We start from the raw sequence: 19,079 nt of genomic DNA on the forward strand, positions 1-19,079 counted from the left end.
CTCAACTCTCAACTAATTACAAATCGGTAATCGGTTTATACTTCGGCACCAGCGCTTTCATGATGAACCATGCAAGCAAATATGCTATGGCGCAGAATGAGAACATGATGGTGTAGCCTGTTTGTATGTGACCCAGTTTTTCGTAATGATCGAATAATGCACCGCCAACTTTTGTTACCAGTACACCACCCAATCCACCGGCCATACCGCCGATACCCGTTACAGAACCAACTGCCTTTTTAGGGAACATGTCTGATACTGTTGTAAAAATATTTGCAGACCACGCCTGGTGCGCAGACGCTCCAACGCCAATTAATAAAATGGGCATCCAATAACTTATTTCTCCCAATGTTTGTGCCATCAGCACCACTAACGGAAACAATGCAATGATGAACATTGCTTTCATGCGGCCGTCATATGCCTCGTAGCCTTTTTTGATGAAGTACATAGGGAACCAGCCACCGGCAATGCTTCCTATCATTGTCATGCTGTACAACACAAACAACGGCAAAGCAATTTCCGTTTTCGTCATCCCATACTGCGCCTTTAAATATGCTGGCAACCAGAAAAGGAAGAACCACCAAACACCGTCTGTTAAAAACTTACCGACAGCAAAGGCCCAGGTTTGATTGTAGCCAAGCAGTTTGAACCAGGAAATTTTCTGTTTTACATTTTCCTGCGGAACGGTTTCTACAACTTTATCGCTATTGATGTATTCCAACTCTTCAGCGGTGAGACGTTTTTGTTTTTCGGGTCTTTCATAAAAAGCAAACCAGAAGAGAAGCCACAGGAAACCAATGGCTCCAATAATGATGAAGGCCGTTTCCCATCCCCAGTTTGTTGCGATCCATGGAACAGTAAGTGGCGCGAGGATTGCACCAACGTTTGATCCGGAGTTGAAAATACCGGTTGCGAGTGATCGTTCTTTTTTAGGAAAATATTCCGCTGTGGCTTTGATGGCAGCAGGAAAGTTTCCGGCTTCGCCAAAACCCAATACAGCGCGGGATACCATGAATCCTGCAATAGAAACAGGAACCGCTCCCAGGCCAATTAATGTAAACAGGCTTGAAGTGGCGTGGCCTATTCTGATTGCTTCAGCATGCATGATCGCGCCTATTGACCAAATGATCAATGCCCATGCATATCCCCATTTGGTGCCGAGCTTGTCGATGATGCGACCTGCAAACAACATTGATATCGCATACACAAACTGAAAGACGGAAGCAATGTTGGCGTAATCCGTATTGCTCCAGCCAAACTGCTCTGCTAGTGTTGGCTGTAAAAGACTTAAAACCTGTCGGTCGAGATAGTTAACTGTAGTGGCAAAAAAAAGCAGTGAACATATCGTCCAGCGATACTTTCCAATCGTTTGTTGATTCATTCGTAAGTATTAGTTTCTAAAATACATTTCCAAATTAGTGTTAATAGTGGGAAACGTTTGGCGGTCATCGTTTCTGTGTCATAAGGCTTCGACAAGCTCAGCCTGACACTCCAATCGTGTTGTCAGGCTGAGTTTGTCGAAGCCCGTCCGAGCCGGATTTATTCCGGGCGGGCCTTCCCGCCAACCAAACATCATTTTCAAATTTTCAAATTTTCAAATCATCACATTTTCAAATTATCTCCCCATCCATCCGCCATCCACAGTAAGGATAGTTCCGTGTACATATTTCGCAGCATCTGATGCAAGGAAAACAACGGCGCCTTTGAAATCTTCCGCTTCACCCCAGCGGCCCGCAGGAATGCGGTCCAGTATGGATTTGCTTCTGTCAGGATCATTTCTTAACGCTTCTGTATTATCTGTTGAAATATAACCAGGCGCAATACCATTTACGTTGATGCCTTTTGAAGCCCACTCATTCGACATACCGCGAACCAATGCTGCGATACCGCTTTTGCTGGCTGCATATCCTGGCACATTGATACCTCCCTGGAAGCTTAATAATGAGCAAGTGAAAATGATTTTACCACTTCCTCTTTGCAACATATGATTACCTATCTCACGCGAAAGGATGAACGGTGCATCAAGATTTACGGCCATCACTTTGTCCCAATATTCATCAGGATGTTCTGCGAATGGTTTGCGCATAATGATGCCTGCATTGTTTACAAGAATATCAATTTGTGGGTTCTCCGCAAGCGCCTGCTTGATGAAAGCATACACTTGAGTTCTGTCTGAAAGATCCGCCTGATATGCTTTATACTTTCTTCCCAGAGCAGTTATCTCTTTTTCAACATCGCTGCCTGGTTCTGTTTTGCTGCTGGCAACACCAATAATATCGGCACCGGCTTCTGCCAGTCCAAGCGCCATGCCTTTACCAATTCCTTTGTTAAAACCTGTTACCAGTGCGGTTTTTCCTTCGAGGCTAAATTTCTGTATAATGCTCATGTTAGTTATTTTATTTTTTATGCTAAACGTTAAACGCCTAACGCTTAACGCTGATTGCTGATAGTTATACACTTCGCACTAAACGCTGCGTTAAGCGTTAGGCGTTGAGCGTTATGCATTACCCCAGGTGACTCCACCCAAAATACTCCTTCGTATTATTGTAGCAAATATCCTGTACCATCTTTCCTATCCATGCAATATCGTTTGGCAATTCGCCATTTTCAATTTCATCACCCAAAAGATTACAAAGAATTCTCCGAAAATACTCATGTCTCGGAAACGAAAGAAAACTTCTCGAATCAGTAAGCATCCCTACAAAACGGCTGAGCAGTCCCATGTTTGACAAGGTGTTCAATTGTTTTGTCATGCCATCTTTCTGATCGAGGAACCACCAACCTGAACCCCACTGCACTTTTCCTGCGACGGTGCCGTCGTTGAAGTTTCCGATCATTGTCGCAAACAATTCATTGTCGGCAGGATTTAAATTATATAGAATTGTTTTCGCCAGCTTATTCTTGTTGTCAAGCGTATCGAGAAATTTAGACAACGTGCGCCCCTGCGGGAAATCGCCGATTGAGTCCCAGCCCGTATCTGCACCCAGGTCGCGCAGCCTTCTCGTGTTGTTGTTGCGCAATGCGCCAACGTGATATTGCTGCACCCAACCCTTTTCCCAATCCCACTCTGCAAAAGTCACCAGCATGGCAGATTTGAATTTTCTGATTTCTTCAGCATCCGCCTTTTTGCCACCGCGAACTTTTGTAAAAATATTTTTGATCTCTGCTTCTGTGTAATCATCTGCAAACAAATGTTCAAGACCATGATCTGAAACTGTACAACCATTTGCAGCAAAAAAATCGTGGCGCTTTTTCAACGCGTTGAGATAATCCTCATAAGATGAAATGGAAACGTCTGCTGCTTTTTCCAACCTGCCCATGTAATTATTAAATGCAGCAGGATTGTCAATATTCATCGCAACATCCGGTCTGAAGGCGGGCCTCACTTCCACTGCACCATTTTCATCTCTTAGTTGTTTGTGAAAGAACAAATCATCTACCGGATCGTCTGTGGTACAAACCAATTGCACGTTTGCTTTTTTCAATAACCCGCGAACCGAGTAATCTGGTGTTTGTAATTTCTCCGAACAAATATTATAAATGCTTTTTGCTGTTTCCGGTTTTAAAACATCGTGCACGTCAAAATAGCGCTGCAGTTCCAAATGGGTCCAGTGATACAAAGGGTTGCGCATGGTGTAAGGAACTGTTGCCGCCCATTGTTCAAACTTTTCCCAGTCGCTTGCACCACCTGTGCAATAATGCTCATCCACACCATTTGCACGCAAGGCTCTCCATTTGTAATGGTCGCCGTACAACCAGGCCTGTGTTATATTTTCAAAGGTTTTGTTTTCAGCGATCTGTTGCTGAGGCAAATGATTATGATAGTCGATGATGGGCATTTGCTTCGCGTATTCGTGATATAGCCGCTGAGCAGTTGCCGTATGTAGCAGAAAATTTTCGTCGAGAAACTTTTTCATAAAGCTTTTTTTTGGGCTTAACGCTTAAGGCCTAACGCCCAACGCATGGTGCAACATTCTGCGTTCCGCGTTGGGCATTTAGCGTTCAGCACTTAGCATTCTGCGAGTTTACACAATATATTGTTTATTACATGAGTCTTTGATCAAAATTAATTCCGAAACAATAGTTCTGTTGTTGCATGCATCAAAAAAGAAAGCTGCTTTGCAAAGAATGTCTTTGCAAAGCAGCTTCTCATGTTATCGATTGGTCGAACCAATTTTAAGTTTGTTGGGCGAATTCAATTCGTGAATGCGAGGGCGAATTCGCTTTATGAATAACAGGGCGAATGCGATTCGCCCCTACGCCAATACCGGTTGGGCTTGCTTCAAACCAAGCAACTCACTGGTTCTTTCACGTGTTTGCAAGGCAAGTTCCTTGTTTTTACTTAAAGGAATTCCATAAGACGGAATCATTTCTCTCAATTTTACACTCCAGTCACCGGCTACTTCATTCTTGAAGCAACGTTCGATCAAACTGAGCATGATGGAAACCGCAGTAGACGCTCCCGGAGATGCTCCCAACAAGGCCGCGATGCTTCCGTCGGCCGCACTTACTACTTCTGTTCCAAATTCCAACACACCACCTTCTTTTGGATCTTTTTTTATCACCTGTACACGCTGACCCGCAATTTCAAGTTCCCAATCTTCCATTTTTGCTTCCGGAAAATATTCTTTTAATGCGTCCAGTCTGTCTTCGGGAGATTGACGAACCTGCTCTATCAAATATTTTGTGAGTGGCATATTGTGGAAACCCGCAGCGAGCATCGGGCGGATATTATTTACTTTAATAGATAATGGCAGGTCGAGGTAAGAACCATTCTTCAGAAACTTCGTAGAAAAACCTGCGTATGGCCCAAAGAGCAACGCTTTTTTCCCATCGATCATTCTTGTATCAAGATGCGGAACAGACATAGGAGGCGCACCAACCGAAGCCTTTCCGTAAACTTTTTCGTTGTGTTTTTCAATAATGTCAGGATTGGTACATTTCAACCACTGGCCGCTTACCGGGAAACCGCCGAAGCCTTTTCCTTCCGGTATGTCAGATTTTTCCAGCAATGGCAGGGAGCCTCCACCCGCGCCGATGAACACAAATTTTGCTTTGATATCCCTTTTGCGTTTCGTTGTCATGTTCTTCACAGTGATGTCCCATCTTTTGCCATCTTTCGTTCTTTCCAGGTCTTTCACATCATGGTTAAGATGAAAATGTACACCAGGCTGCTGTTTCAGGTAATCAAACATGCTTTTGGTCAAAGCGCCAAAATTCACGTCTGTACCAATATCCATACGCGTTGCCGCTACCTGGTCGCCTTCGTTACGGCCATCCATAATTAGCGGAACCCATTTTCTAATTTCATTATTGTTTTCAGAATATTGCATTCCTTCAAACAAATGATTCTTCGTTAACGCTTCGTAACGCGTTTTCAAATAAGAAACATTTTTTTCGCCCCACACAAAACTCATGTGAGGAATGCTTCTGATAAATGTATTAGGATGCTTTACAATATTATGCTGAACAAGGTAGGCCCAAAACTCTTTTGACACTTCAAAGGATTCTGCGATCTTAACAGCTTTTGAAATTTCAACAGAACCGTCTTCTTTTTCCGGAGTATAATTTAATTCGCAGAAGGCGGAGTGACCTGTACCGGCATTGTTCCATGCGTCGGAGCTTTCTGCAGCGGCCACATCCAGGCGTTCAAAAATTTCGATCGTTAAATTTGGCTGTAATTCTTTAAGCAAAGTTCCAAGTGTTGCACTCATTATACCTGCCCCAATTAAAACCACATCTGCTTCCTGTAAGTATTTGTCTTTACCCATTGGTTTCCTTTCAGGCCGCAAAATTCTATCAAAATCATTTAATCTGGATATTTTTTTTAATTAATTTCTTACGATAACAGTAAAATTCACATTCGGAAATACTCAAACACCTTTTATTTATACATATAGAAATGAAAACCATTTATGAAACAGGTGAAATTCAAAGTTTAACGGGCAGATATTTACAGGTGTTTTGCGGCGAAGAGAAACTGAATCATTGAATTATTGAATCATCGAATTATTGATGGAAGACTCCGGGAACGATTGCGTAAATGCACATGGCGTTCCTTGTCTTAGCTACTTTCAACCTGTTGCTAGATTTTTTCACCACTAGGTCACTAAGTCCACTAAGTTTCACTAAGAGATCTCCTTAGTGCGGCTTAGTGGACTTAGTGTCTTAGTGGTAAATATTCGGGGGTCATTAAACAATGCAATGCAACACTTCATCAAATTGAAATGTCAAACCACATGTACGACATGCATTAATGATCAGAACCGTAAATATGCAAACACGCTATCGTAAAACAACTTGTTGCTTTTACTAACATAAACGTATATGCGATACAGCGTCGTGTTTTTACATTCTGGAAAGAATCTGAATTTTAGTGAGGCGGGGAATTGATTTGCGTTACTCTGATTTTTTTGAAATTACTGTGATGGTCAATCGCATTTTTCCGATCTAATTTTTAATGAAATTATTTTCTCGATTTGTAATCTGTTGAAAGTAAAAGATCACCGCGGGTAAAAAATCATCTATACAAACGAAAAATTATTGATCAGGAACAAGAAATAAAAGTTCTGATTTTGCGTTGTAAGGTAAAAATACAAGATCGGACAGATTAACAATTCATTTTTGCCAGGTTGTTTTGTACGATGAACTATTTAAGCAGATAAAAGAAAACACTTAGACGAAATAGAAAGGAAGGCTTAGAAAAAATGAATCGCTGGTTTGGGTATTTTACGAAGACTTACCGCGTAGAAACTCAAAAAAAGTTATTGTATTAAAATATTTTTATTAATATTACCCTGTGAATTGAAGAAATTCAACACAAAATCCAAAACCATGAATCAAATTACTAAATCCCTTACCCGTATGTCACATCGACTAAAACGCCCGCCCACAGCTGGTTTTACGAAACAGCTACCTATTCATCAAACCATATTGTGCTATCACTGTAAAGCAATTATACATCTACGTGAGGTGTAGTTGATCAGCAATAAGGCCTGCTAACTATAGCAAGCAAAAAGTTGTTTTGAACGGTGAAAGAGACGCAAGCATTCTAATAAAATGTGGTGGAAACTTCAGCTCCCGCTATAGCAGATATTATGTATCTGAACAGGTATTTATTGACCGGCAAATAGCTTGTTATTAAATCCTATACTATGTTTACGCATAACATGAATCCAAGATCCTGCGTGCAATACTGTTTAAAAAAATCCAAGGGCTTACTTTGTTTAGCCTTCACTACCTTATTATTATTTTCTGGTCTCTTTACTTACGCAGGAGATGCGCCGGTGACTTCTACATTATCTATTATCAAGACTCATGCCACAGCTGATAATCTTGATAAAAATATTGTAAAAGTCAATGTAGTTGATGCATCAAACAATCCTCTCGCAGGACAAAGTGTTGTATTTACAATAACAAGCGGAACAGCCTCTTTTATAGGCGCAACAACCGTTACTACTAACGCAAGCGGTGATGCGCAAATTTCTCTATCAAGCACAGTTGCGGGCATGGTTACTGTTTCTGCGCTTGTAAACGGTTCGCCGCTAACGAGCGGAGATCCTAGTGTTGTTGACTTTATAGCCGGTTCGCCCAGTGTGGCAAATGCCGGTACAACCATAACCGTTGTAACAGATAATCAACCCGCCGATGGCTCTTCCAAGAACATTGTAAAAGTACATGTGGTAGATGCGAATGGAAATCCTGTCACCAACCAGGATGTAAGTTTTAATGTAAACGTCGGAGGTTCCGGCGTTAGTTACGTTGTAAAAACAGATGCAAATGGTGATGCAATTCTGCCATTGAGCAGCACCACCGCAGGAAGTGTTATCGTCACAGCCAAAGTAAACGGAGCTACTGTAGTTAACGGAAGTCCAGCGACGGTTCACTTTGTGGCGGGTCCTCCGGACGTAACGCAGCCTAAAACCCAATTATGGGTTTCTAAATCAGGACACATAGCAGATGGCACAGATATAGATCAGGTTACTGCATTGGTGGTAGACGCAAATGGCAACCCCGTAGTTGGCGCTACCATAACATTCACTATTATAGCCGGTAGTGCAACATTTTCGACTTCTGCAACGGTAACTACCAATAGCCTTGGAGTTGCTACGGTAAACTTAACAAGTCTCGTTGCTGGCTACTCCAGTATTACCGCTACTGTAAATGGCATTCCTATTATTAACGGAAGTCCTGCAGTTATAGTCTTTTATGCTGACGTGCCTTCAGTAAATAATCCCCAGACAAAAATATCTGTAACCACCAATAATGTAACAGCGGATGGAACAACACCAGACGTAATTGTTGCACACATAGTTGATAAAAATGGTAATAGTGTACCCGGGGCAACAGTAGTATTTACTCAAACAACAGGTAGCGGCGTGTTTGTTGGCACTACAACAGTTGTGACCGACGCAAGCGGAAATGCTACCATCAAAATGACCAGCACCGTTGCCGGGGATAACAATATTACGGCAACTGTAAACGGCACTGCAATTATTAATGGAAGTCCTGCGATTGCAAAATTTGTTGCAGGTCCGCCTTCATCCGCCAATCCTGCAACGGCAATAAGTGTTGTTACGGATAATGCAAAAGCAGATGGTTCTGCAACCGATCAAATCAAAGTTCACGTTGTGGATGCAAACGGAAACCCGGTTGCCAATACTTCGGTAACATTTGCAAAAACAGCGGGCAGCGGTACTTTCATAGGTTCTGTAACAGTAACAACTGATGCAAACGGCGATGCATTCATTACAATGACAAGCACTGTTGCAGGCGTTAACTCTATTACTGCCACTATCGGCGGAACGCCAGTGGTAAACGGAAGTCCTGCCAAAGCAACCTTTGTAGCGGACGTTCCTTCTGTAACAAATCCTGCTACCAATATATCTGTTACTCAAAACAATGCTACCGCTAACGGCACAGCTACAGATCAAATTAAGGTGCATGTAGTGGATGCGAATGGCAATAAAGTAGCGGGCGCAACAGTAGTATTTACACAAGCAAACGGAAGCGGCACATTTACAAGTGCAACAACTGTTACAACAGATGCAAACGGTGATGCCTTTATTACAATGACAAGCACTGTTGCAGGTTCTAACGATATTACGGCTACAGTAAACGGAACAGTGATAACTAACGGAAGCCCTGCGAAGGCGGTGTTTGTTGCCGATGTTCCTAAAACAAACGTCCCAACCACCAAATTAACTGTTACAAAAAATAACGCTGCGGCAGATGGCGTAGACGTTGACAAAATAACTGCACACATCACTGATGCTAACGGAAATCCTGTTGCAGGCGCAACGGTTGTATTCACCAAAGCCAGTGGCAGCGGCACTTTCACAACTTCAGTTACAGTAATTACAGATGCCAATGGTGATGCTGTAGTGAGCATGACAAGCACAGCTGCAGGTTCTAATGATATCACGGCTACAGTTAACGGCTCTGCCATCACAAACGGCAGCCCGGCGAAAGCTGTGTTTAAAGCGGATGTTCCTTCTGTTACAAATCCGGCAACAGCAATGACTGTTGTACAGGACAATGCAAAAGCAAACGGAACGGATGCAGACAAAATAAAAGTTCATGTGGTAGATGCCAATGGTAATCCTGTTCAGGGAGCAACTGTTGTATTTACTTCAACTAGCGGGAGCGCAACATTCAGCGGTTCCAATACGGTGACTACAGATGCAAACGGCGACGCTATTGTTTCAATGACAAGCACCGTTGTGGGTTCAAATACAATCACAGCAACGGTTAACGGAGTGGCAATTACAAATGGCAATCCGGCAACAGTGAAATTTGTATCTGACGTGCCTTCTGTAAATACCCCTACAACTAAAATAACTGTTACAAAAAATGATGCATTGGCAGACGGAACCGACGTGGACAAAGTAACGGTTCATGTTACAGACGCAAATGGTAATCCAGTTGCAGGCGCAACGGTTGACTTCGCAAAATCCGGCAGTGCAGTTTTTGTTGGAACCACTACCCTTACCACTGATGCAAACGGGGATGCTACAATTTCATTAACCAGTACGGCATCAGGCATTACCAATGTAACGGCCAAGGTAAATGGTACAGATATCATCAACGGAAGTCCTGCAAAAGCAAGCTTTAAATCGGGCACTGTTGTGGTAACCAATCCGGATACAAAACTCACTGTTGTAAAAGACAATGCGTTTGCTGATGGTGTTGACGCAGACTCTGTTAGAGTGCATGCTGTTGATGCCAACGGAAACCCTGTTGCAGGTGCAACGGTAGTGTTTACTAAAAAAGATGGCAACGGCGTTGTGATCGGTACCATTACTGTGGTGACAGACGCAAATGGCGACGCAACTGCAGGTATTACAAGCAACGATCCGGGCGAGATAAATATTTCTGCAACTGTAGATGGTTCACCGGTTACCGGTGGTGTAAAAATCACCTTCAGACCGGCTATTGATTTCACCAATCCGCTGACAGCGATCACGGTGGTGCAAGACAATGCAATGGCAGACAATATCGCTACCAACATCGTGAAAGTTCACCTGGTTGACATGGCGGGCAATCCTGTTGCCAACGCGCAGGTTGATTTCGATATGCCTTCCGGTACGGCAATTATTACAACACCAATGCCTATTGTAACAGATGCAAACGGTGATGCAATCATTACACTTACCAGCGGTACACCAAATGAAGTTTCAATCACCGCAGCAGTGAATGGCAACGCCATTACAAATGGCAGCCCTGCGAAGATTCACTTTATGTCGCTTTCGATTGACATTATTGTTGCAAAAGTATTTACACCAAACAATGACGGTATCAATGACATTTTGAAACCAATTTTAATAGGTGTTCCGGAATTAAAAACATTCAGCATCTACAACAGATGGGGCAACTTGATATTCTCTACAAAAGATGCTAATACCGGTTGGGACGGAACATTGAAAGGCACGCCGCAACCAGTGGAAACCTACCTGTGGTTCGCTGAGGGAATTGATAAGAATGGCAAAGTGATACAAAGAAAAGGAATGGTAACGCTGGCGAGGTAATAGGAATTAGAAGTTAGGAATTAGAAAAGAAAGAATGATCAAAAACTGATTTAAAATATTTGACGAATTAGTCACCATGACTAAACTATCTGTTATGAAAAGACAAAAGAAAAAATCCAGCTTGAAAGAACCAGTGAGGTTTGGTTTTGTCGTAATGGTACTCGTGTTGTACAACATGATGGCCAACGCACAGGAAATAAATTTTTCACGCGTGCAGGACATGGCAATATGGTATAACCAGTCGCTGAAAACAGACAAGCAAATGAGCCTGAAACTCAATTACAGAAATGTAAACTACCAGGGATTGCTTGCGTATAACTCAGTGTGCGCTATTCTTGATGCGCCTTTGCTGTCAAAGTCTGCAAGGGAAAAAACCAACTCAGGTTACTTTAGCATGAGTGTGGGCGCCGCATCAGATAAATCTAACCAGGGAATATTGAGCAACACACTTGGCTTGCTCGGTGTCTCTTATGCATTGCCTATTTCGTCAAATGAAGTCTATGCGTCTATTGGTTTCCAGGGGATGTACTATCAAAGCAAAATGAACACCTCCGGCATTGCGGCCTTTCCTGACCAGTTTGATCAGTATGGTCCGATCAATGGCAAACTGAGCATTGACCCTGTTGCTTCCGGCTGGTCGTATGGCTATTTCAATGTGAATGCAGGAGCCTCTATATTTAGCAATAGCCAATACAACAAATGGTATATCGGAGCTTCTATGCTTCATGTAAACACACCGTACACAGAACGTACAAAGAGCGAAACGTTCAAGGCGAAACGTGCATTGAGTGTGCAAGGTGGTTACAAATACATCACGTCGAATGCAGACGAATGTGCGTTCAACATGTCATTAAACTGGCAGGGAAGTGCTTATAAGCATTACTTCAACCTGTCTTACTTAAAAGCGATCCCAAGCATGGAAGGTGGTGTTGGCTTTGGTGTTGGTTATCGCTACAATGACGCGGTTGTTCCAAATGTTGATTTGAGATACAATAAAGCGACAATCGCCCTATTGTACGATATAAATATTTCAAGCATCAACGCTGCAGGTTACAGACGCACAGGTCTGGAGCTGGCGCTGAAACTTGATTTCTAATAATTCATTTTATTAGATGAAACCCCTAACCTATCAATCGAAAAAACTGTATTTATGAAACCTGACATAACACATTTTCCATCCACGGAAAATAAGATGCATGTTTCTCCCGACCGGTTCAATCTGTCGGGCTTACGACTGTTAAATAAAAACGTGCCGATCATGAAACGATTATTTTCCATAATGGCCTTCAGTATATTGTCCATTATGGCAACTGCGCAGGAAGAAGAGCAGCACCATGCGTTGCCGCACATTGACTCTGCAGTTAACATCGATTCGATGCTGATTAAACAACAGCAACAAATTGATTCCACACCTCCCGTTAACGTAAACCCGGAAGCGAAGCCGTTCATCACCAAACCCAAGGTTATTGGCGATTCTGCACGCTCGCAACAAAAGCCGGCAGCTCCGCAAAAAAGCTACGACGACAGGTGGTTTGTATCGCCGGGACTGCGTGTGCAAGTGCAGGATTACAGCATGACAAACAAAGGCGACCACGCTTACACAGACGCGGTAAATCCCCTGCCATTCGGCAAAAAAACGAACGCATCGTTTGCCGTGTCCGTATATAGAAACTTCAGCAAAAGAGTTTCTGTGAGTGGCGATATTGGTTTTAGTTTTGGACATGTGGCCAACAACTCAACCAATGTTACCAAAACAGAATCTAAAACATACAACGTTGTAACCGGAACAGTGTACTATCATTTGCTGGAAGATAAAAACAAACTGCAACCGTTTATTTCTGCAGGTATCTATAACATCGTTGGCGATGGACAATACACTTCTGCGCCTTTGGGTGGTGGTGTTAAGTATCATGGTAACGGTATGATGGCGACGGCGCAGGTTGCTTACGCTTACAGTCTTAGCAGCAACATTAAAGGGCTGAACCCGTTGATGTACTCCGTTGGTGTTTATCTTCCGTTGAAAGCGAAGAAAAAACCAACTGTGCAGGAAACTATTGACAATGCAAAAACAGACGAGAAGAAAAAAGATACGGACTCCAGCGCGTTGGCAGCCTTGAAAAAAAATGGCAACTCATTCGGTGGTGGTATTCCTAACATCAACATCTTTATCATGATGCCGCCGTTTGACATGAAGAACAAGAAAGGTGGCAGAAACGGCATGGGCAACGGTATGGGTGGTGATGACGGCGGTGACGACGACGGCGACATCAGACGCCAGGCGCGCAACAATGCAGCAGATGTCGAAAACGCTTTCAACTATCCTCCGTTAACAAAATTCACCATTTACTTTAACTACGATCTGTACTCTCTTACATCAGGCGCGTTTGGTGTGCTTGACCAGGTTGTTTACCAGTTAAAAACAAATGACAACCTGTATGTGGATCTTTTAGGTTATACAGACTTGATTGGTTCTGAAGAGTACAACCAGCCGCTCTCCAAAAAAAGAGCACAGGTGGCACTTGAATACCTGAAGAGCCGCGGCATTCCTGAAACCAGAATGTTCATGAACTATTTTGGCAAGGAAAATCCGGTGGTAAATACCAATGATCCGAATGCATCATGGAGAAACCGCAGAACGGAGATCGTGATCTATGAAAAGAAATGAACAGCGCCACCTCCCGAAAAATTGGATGACGGCCTGATGCAACAATTGTAATTATTAGCAAGCCCAATAACACAAAAGGCTTCCGGTGCAAACTGGAATGCCTTTTTTTAGTAACTGAATAACTGATTAACTGAATAACTGAGTGCCCTTAAACGTAAGCGATCTTGCAACGTCATTGCGAGACCTGCAGAGAACGCATAACAACATGATGATGTGAAAGACAAACAGCCTTGGAGCGGTCGAAGCAATCTCCTTGCGCATGGGATTGCTTCGACAACTCCAAGTAATGTAAACTTCTATTACGTGTTTAATCTGTCCGCTCCGCCGGTCTCGCAATGACGGTGCAGCACTCAGGTATTCAGTTATTCAGTTAATCAGTTATTCAGTTATTCAGTCATTGCCTCCCACATTCCTTCACAAGCATACCAAACTTAACCGCTGTAAAGTCAAGTGTTTTCAGCTGCGTGGTAGCAAAAGCATTGTTGCCTTGGATAATGTTGATGTAACGGTTGGGAGAAATATTCTTAAATGTTTGCAAAGCCTTATCCCCTGGCCATTTGATGACAATGCTGTCAATTGAAGTAGCAGTTCCTATACCAATGTGTTGACGCAAGGGATTCGCCCCAAAGCTTCCACCTGAGTTCACGTCTTTATAAACAACGCGTGGTTGATTGTTCTCCTTAAAATAGACCATTAGCCTCGCTCCTATCGCAGCTCTGTTGCAGGTCGTTCCCTGCGTGGCAATTTCTATCCAGTTATTGTTACTCTGTCCGGGATTTATGAAAAATGAATTTTGATAAACATCACCGGGATAGGCTCCCCCCATGTCAATGTAAATATCTTCATCGCCATCATTGTCCATATCAGCAAACGAAATACCGTGCCCCTTCTGCAGATTGCCTACCCTTGCGGAATTGGTAACGTCTGCAAAATATTTCCCGCCCATGTTCTTAAACATTTTATTGGGCACAAGCGATTGATACTTTGGATTGCCGGTTCCAAAAAACATATCGGGGTAACCGTCATTATCTATGTCTCCGAAATTGGCGCTCATCGCAAAAACCATTTTCGTTAATCCGGCAGATTTTGTAATGTTTGTAAAGCTGCCATCGCGATTGTTCCGGTACAAAAACACTTCGCCGGAGTTCGCCTCAGTTTTTCCCAAAGCCTCTTCTGCGGCATAAGTGGCCAGCGAACTCGTGAAATTATAACCACATACGATAAGGTCCTGCCATCCATCATTATCATAATCAAAAAACCAGGTAGCAAATGTTTTTGTTTTTTCACTTGCAAAACCTGCACTACTTGAAACATCTTTAAAATGGAGCTTGCCATTCTTTACGCCTTCATTTTGAAACAAAAATTTATCACCGTTGAGAGTAGAAATAAAAATATCAGCATCGCCGTCGTTATCATAATCACCGGACGTAACGCCTTTCACAAACTTCGAAACATTGATCCCTGCCTCCTTTGTATAATTTGCAAAAGTGCCGTCGTGATCATTAAGATATAACTCACAATATTGAGGATCACCATCATCCCAGCACTCATGTCCTATGAATAGGTCGAGCCAGCCATCGTTATTAAAATCCGCCCACGTTGCAGTTTGCGTAGGATGTATGCTGAGCAATCCGCTTTCTTTTGTAACGTCCGTAAATGTGCCGTCACCATTGTTTCTTAAAAGAGAAGGAGGTTCCTTGCCAAACTTGCTTTTCCACGCACCACGCAAAACAAATACATCTTTCAGCCCATCATTATTGTAGTCTGTTTGCATAATGTTTAAGCCACCTTTTATTTTGCTCAACTCCGAGCTATCCGACACATCCCTGAAAGTGCCGTCTGCATTGTTGATAAAATAATGCATGCTTTCCTGCAGTCCCCATCCGGATGTGATCAGATCGAGATAGCCATCATTGTTAAAATCATCAACCACCGATCCTCCGCCCATGTTGTTAATACTAAGTCCGGTGTTTGCCGCGATATCTATAAATGGTTTAACGCTTATTGAATCCTTTGCATCGAGGCCCTTCAAAAGAAATTGGGGAGGCACACTGTTGGGATATCCTCCTACTGTCATGTACGCGATATTCAGCAGCCACAAGGATTCCAGGTCAGCAGGATCGTTGCGCAAAATATTCTGATACAACTCTATTGCTTTGTAGGAGCCGGTTTTATTTACATGCACACCGCTGTTGGCAATCGGGAAAATACATGATGCGGCTGAATGATTGTGCAAACAATTTGTCCTTTCCCCCAACCGCAAATATGACAGCGCCAGAAGCTTCTGCATATCTATCGTCATAGAGCTATTGTAGACCTGCATTTTTTGGAGCAACGCTTCTAATGTTTCTACAGCAGACTGCTCATTGCCATTTTCGAGCAGTGCATTTGCTTTATAGTAAGTGTTTGTAAACAGGTCAATATTGGAAGTTGAAATGTTTATGATACTATCGTAATACTTAATTTTCGCAGTGGGACAAAACTGATTTGCCGGCGATTGCTCGGTCGCGTCAATAGACGCTAAAAGCTTCGCCATTCCTTCATTTCCGCGCTTTTCACGGCAAGCAATGAAGCAAGAAATGCAGATTATATTAAGCAGCAAACGCTTCATGGGAAGTTGTGAGTTATGAGTTGTAAGTTATGAGTTTTAAGTAACTCTATTATTCAGCTATTTCTTTTACCACTAAGTCACTAAGAACACTAAGTTTCACTAAGAGAGTCCCTTAGTGTGGCTTTGTGCCCTTAGTGGCTTAGTGGTGACCTTTGAGATCTTATTCAGTTAATCAGTTATTCTTATTCAGCAACCTATCAGCCGCCAGCACCAAAAATAAATAATCAGTTGTGCCGCCACCAAGTACATATTCGCCCTGCTGCCAGAGGAAAGGCCACGGAAGCAGCTCGGGAAAATCAGGACGGATCAATGCAGTACCGGAACTTATACCACCAGGAATGTACGACCAATCCGCACGATTGAATCCATATCCCGGTATCATTGAACTTGCGCCAACACCAGAAGCAAACGAAGCAGTATTAGATCCGGGATGACAGCCCAAAACAAAATTCAATGCACTCAACATATACGTATCAGGAAATACATCCGGAAATGCTGTGTGCAGGAAATATTGCTTATAACCGAAGTGCTGAATATCCCAGCCCGCGCCCCATATATTCGGCTTGTATGGCACCATGTATGGCGTTTCTTTCCCCTGCTCCTGTATCTTGCTGTACAAGGTTTTTACGGCATTTGTGATGCCAGTTGTATAAGCATTGTTATTTACAATACTCAGCGTGCGACCCACTACCCAACCTGAGTTATTGATATCGTCTGCAATTGCGGAAACGTTTGCAATCAGGAAATCCGCATACTTTTTATCTTTCGTTGTGATCAGTAATTCTGCCGCTAACGGAACACGTTGTGTGATTCGCTTTTCCTTTGTATCGTTCCATACTTGCTGCGCTATTTGCAGGCATTGATCAGCAAGCGTATCGTTATAGCCTTTCATTACTCTCGCCGCAGCAGCGAGCGAAGCGCCTACTTCTAAAGCCCTGCCGGGATTGTCTTCCGTGAAAACCCAGCGGTCATCCGGAGAGCCGGGCAGTCCTACACTGGGAACGGCTCCTGTTTGTTTAATGGTGTTAAAAAACACATTATCGCTCATATTGGCGGCATCACCGAGCAGGGTGTACTGACGCAAGGTCGGTTCGATAATGCCTCTGTAAAATCTTCCCATTGCCTTGTAACCGCCAATGATAGAAAGTAGTCCGTGCTCCACTTGCTGCAACACATCCGGCTTTCCATCCGGTTGATGAATCTCTACCACATGCGTTAGCTGGTCAATGGAAGTATTGTCATCTTTTACATCAAAAGCTTCATACGCAAGCGTGAGTCCATGTACGGTTTCAGCTTGTGATTCTACTCTCAGGTCAAAATCTCCTGCATCATGCCAGCCGCCACGATTCAGCATCGGCACGGTTTGCCCTGATGCAAACGTTGTCAAAGTTGAATGCCCTTGTATGTATCCGTCAAAGTGATTGGAATCGATTGGTGCCATCCGTGCATCATCCATGTGGCACCAGCCGTGCCATACGCGATACTTGTCATTCACACGCATGTGACACATTTGCGCTGGCAAAAAATATTCGAGTGTTGGTTGCCACACATCGTGCTTGTAAACATCTTTGTTGATTTGAAATGGTGACGTTTGACTATTGCCATACTTCACGATGTACATGCCTTGCTTTTGAATTTTGCTGAAATCAAATTGCAGGTAATGGTAGCGTAAAAAATTTCCCCAGTCTTTTGGAGCTCCTTGAAGTATAGTTTCAAAACCACCATCTTCTTTTATGCGCAGTAGGGATGCCGTTTGCTTTTTGCTATCGTTTGCATCCAGTTCGATGATCGCAATTTTTTGTTGTGCAGGATGATATCCTACCTGCGAAACCTGCACCACCGGCTCGTATTGCCAGCCTTCAATGGCATGGGGCATTACCAGCCATTCGATCGCATTTTTAGTGGCTCCATCTTTAACAAGCGAACGCACAACGAACCAGCCATTGTTGTGTTTACCTCGTCCATCAAGCAATTGCAAATTATCGCCATTCAATGACTGAATGATCATCCGTTGTTTGTCCGACTCAGGCGCAACGGTAAGTTTTTTCCCGCTTGCCATCGGCGTTATCTGTAGTTCATTTTGTGCATCGGTATACATTTGCCCGTTCGCCTGCCTTGGGAATATTCCAGACTGCTCATCCATGTAATATGATTTGCCAAACAATATTCCCGGATACAATTCAAAATTGAATCCAACCCTTCCGATCCATTCATGCGGCAATGGTTTGTCCAAATCCACAATAATCTTAAACCCTTTGCCAGATGGTGTTACACGTATTATGTAACTAAAATTCAAATCAGGGTAAATAATCGGATTGAATCCTTTTCTATTGATCATTGAATCGGGATATTCCATGCGCACACTGATCTCCTGCTTATCGCGATCAATTATTCGTTTGCCTACTTTGGGAATTGGCTGCCATTGTCCCGGTGTTGGTTCAAGACGCAGATCACCATTCGTAGCCACACGTTCACCGTTTTGTATAACACCTACTCCACCCTGGTGTCCTTCCGGATAAAAATCATGCGCAAGCATTACGTTCACACCCTGGTATTGCAAATATTCAAGTTTGTTAAGCAGCATACCGGTAGCGGTTTTCTGCTGCGCGTAAACATGAATGCCTGTTATAACAAGCAGTGCAAACAATACAACTTTAATTTTCTGTTGCATGAATCTGTTTTCGTTTTGCAAATTCTTATTTAGCAAAAAGCAGTCGCAAAAATTGCAACTGCTTTTTTGTTGAGAAGACCTCACCCCAACCCCTCTCCGGAGGAG

The 19,079-nt window shown here is 43.1% G+C and carries 9 protein-coding genes; 3 read left to right on the plus strand and 6 right to left on the minus strand.

The genetic code is table 11. The annotated features are described in order from the left end of the window. Positions 1-16: 16 nt before the first annotated feature. The 4 genes from KTO63_RS00885 to KTO63_RS00900 all read right to left on the minus strand — a co-directional run bounded on the left by KTO63_RS00885 (position 17) and on the right by KTO63_RS00900 (position 5,771). Positions 17-1,381 (minus strand): MFS transporter, encoded by a 1,365-nt coding sequence (locus KTO63_RS00885; protein WP_217789228.1) that lies wholly within the window; start codon positions 1,379-1,381, stop codon positions 17-19. A gap of 234 nt (positions 1,382-1,615) precedes the next feature. Next, positions 1,616-2,386, minus strand: coding sequence for an SDR family oxidoreductase (locus KTO63_RS00890; protein ID WP_217789229.1), 771 nt, complete (start codon positions 2,384-2,386; stop codon positions 1,616-1,618). Positions 2,387-2,504: 118 nt separating this feature from the next. Next, positions 2,505-3,917: a glucuronate isomerase gene (uxaC, locus tag KTO63_RS00895; protein ID WP_217789230.1), complete on the minus strand. Its 1,413-nt coding sequence runs from the start codon at positions 3,915-3,917 to the stop codon at positions 2,505-2,507. A gap of 339 nt (positions 3,918-4,256) precedes the next feature. Further along, entirely contained in the window at positions 4,257-5,771 is a 1,515-nt protein-coding gene (locus KTO63_RS00900) for a malate:quinone oxidoreductase (protein WP_217789231.1), read from the minus strand. A 1,383-nt stretch (positions 5,772-7,154) separates the two neighbouring features. Between KTO63_RS00900 and KTO63_RS00905 the strand changes: the two genes are divergently transcribed. The 3 genes from KTO63_RS00905 (at position 7,155) to KTO63_RS00915 (ending at position 13,692) form a co-directional block, all read left to right on the plus strand. After that, positions 7,155-11,027 carry an Ig-like domain-containing protein gene (locus tag KTO63_RS00905; RefSeq protein ID WP_217789232.1) on the plus strand — a complete coding sequence of 1,291 codons (3,873 nt, stop codon included), beginning with the start codon at positions 7,155-7,157 and terminating at the stop codon, positions 11,025-11,027. A 94-nt stretch (positions 11,028-11,121) separates the two neighbouring features. Further along, positions 11,122-12,123, plus strand: coding sequence for a type IX secretion system membrane protein PorP/SprF (locus tag KTO63_RS00910; RefSeq protein ID WP_217789233.1), 1,002 nt, complete (start codon positions 11,122-11,124; stop codon positions 12,121-12,123). A gap of 54 nt (positions 12,124-12,177) precedes the next feature. Then, positions 12,178-13,692, plus strand: coding sequence for an OmpA family protein (locus KTO63_RS00915; protein WP_217789234.1), 1,515 nt, complete (start codon positions 12,178-12,180; stop codon positions 13,690-13,692). Between the two features lie 394 nt (positions 13,693-14,086). Here the strand turns inward: KTO63_RS00915 and KTO63_RS00920 are convergent, their stop codons facing one another. Both KTO63_RS00920 and KTO63_RS00925 read right to left on the minus strand, forming a co-directional pair. Beyond that, positions 14,087-16,228 (minus strand): CRTAC1 family protein, encoded by a 2,142-nt coding sequence (locus tag KTO63_RS00920; protein WP_217789235.1) that lies wholly within the window; start codon positions 16,226-16,228, stop codon positions 14,087-14,089. A gap of 247 nt (positions 16,229-16,475) precedes the next feature. Continuing rightward, a complete protein-coding gene (locus KTO63_RS00925) occupies positions 16,476-18,974 on the minus strand; it encodes a glycoside hydrolase family 9 protein (RefSeq protein WP_217789236.1) in 2,499 nt (832 codons plus the stop codon). Positions 18,975-19,079: the final 105 nt, after the last annotated feature.

Origin of the sequence: Pinibacter aurantiacus (assembly GCF_019130065.1) — a bacterium.
GTDB lineage: Bacteria > Bacteroidota > Bacteroidia > Chitinophagales > Chitinophagaceae > Pinibacter > Pinibacter aurantiacus.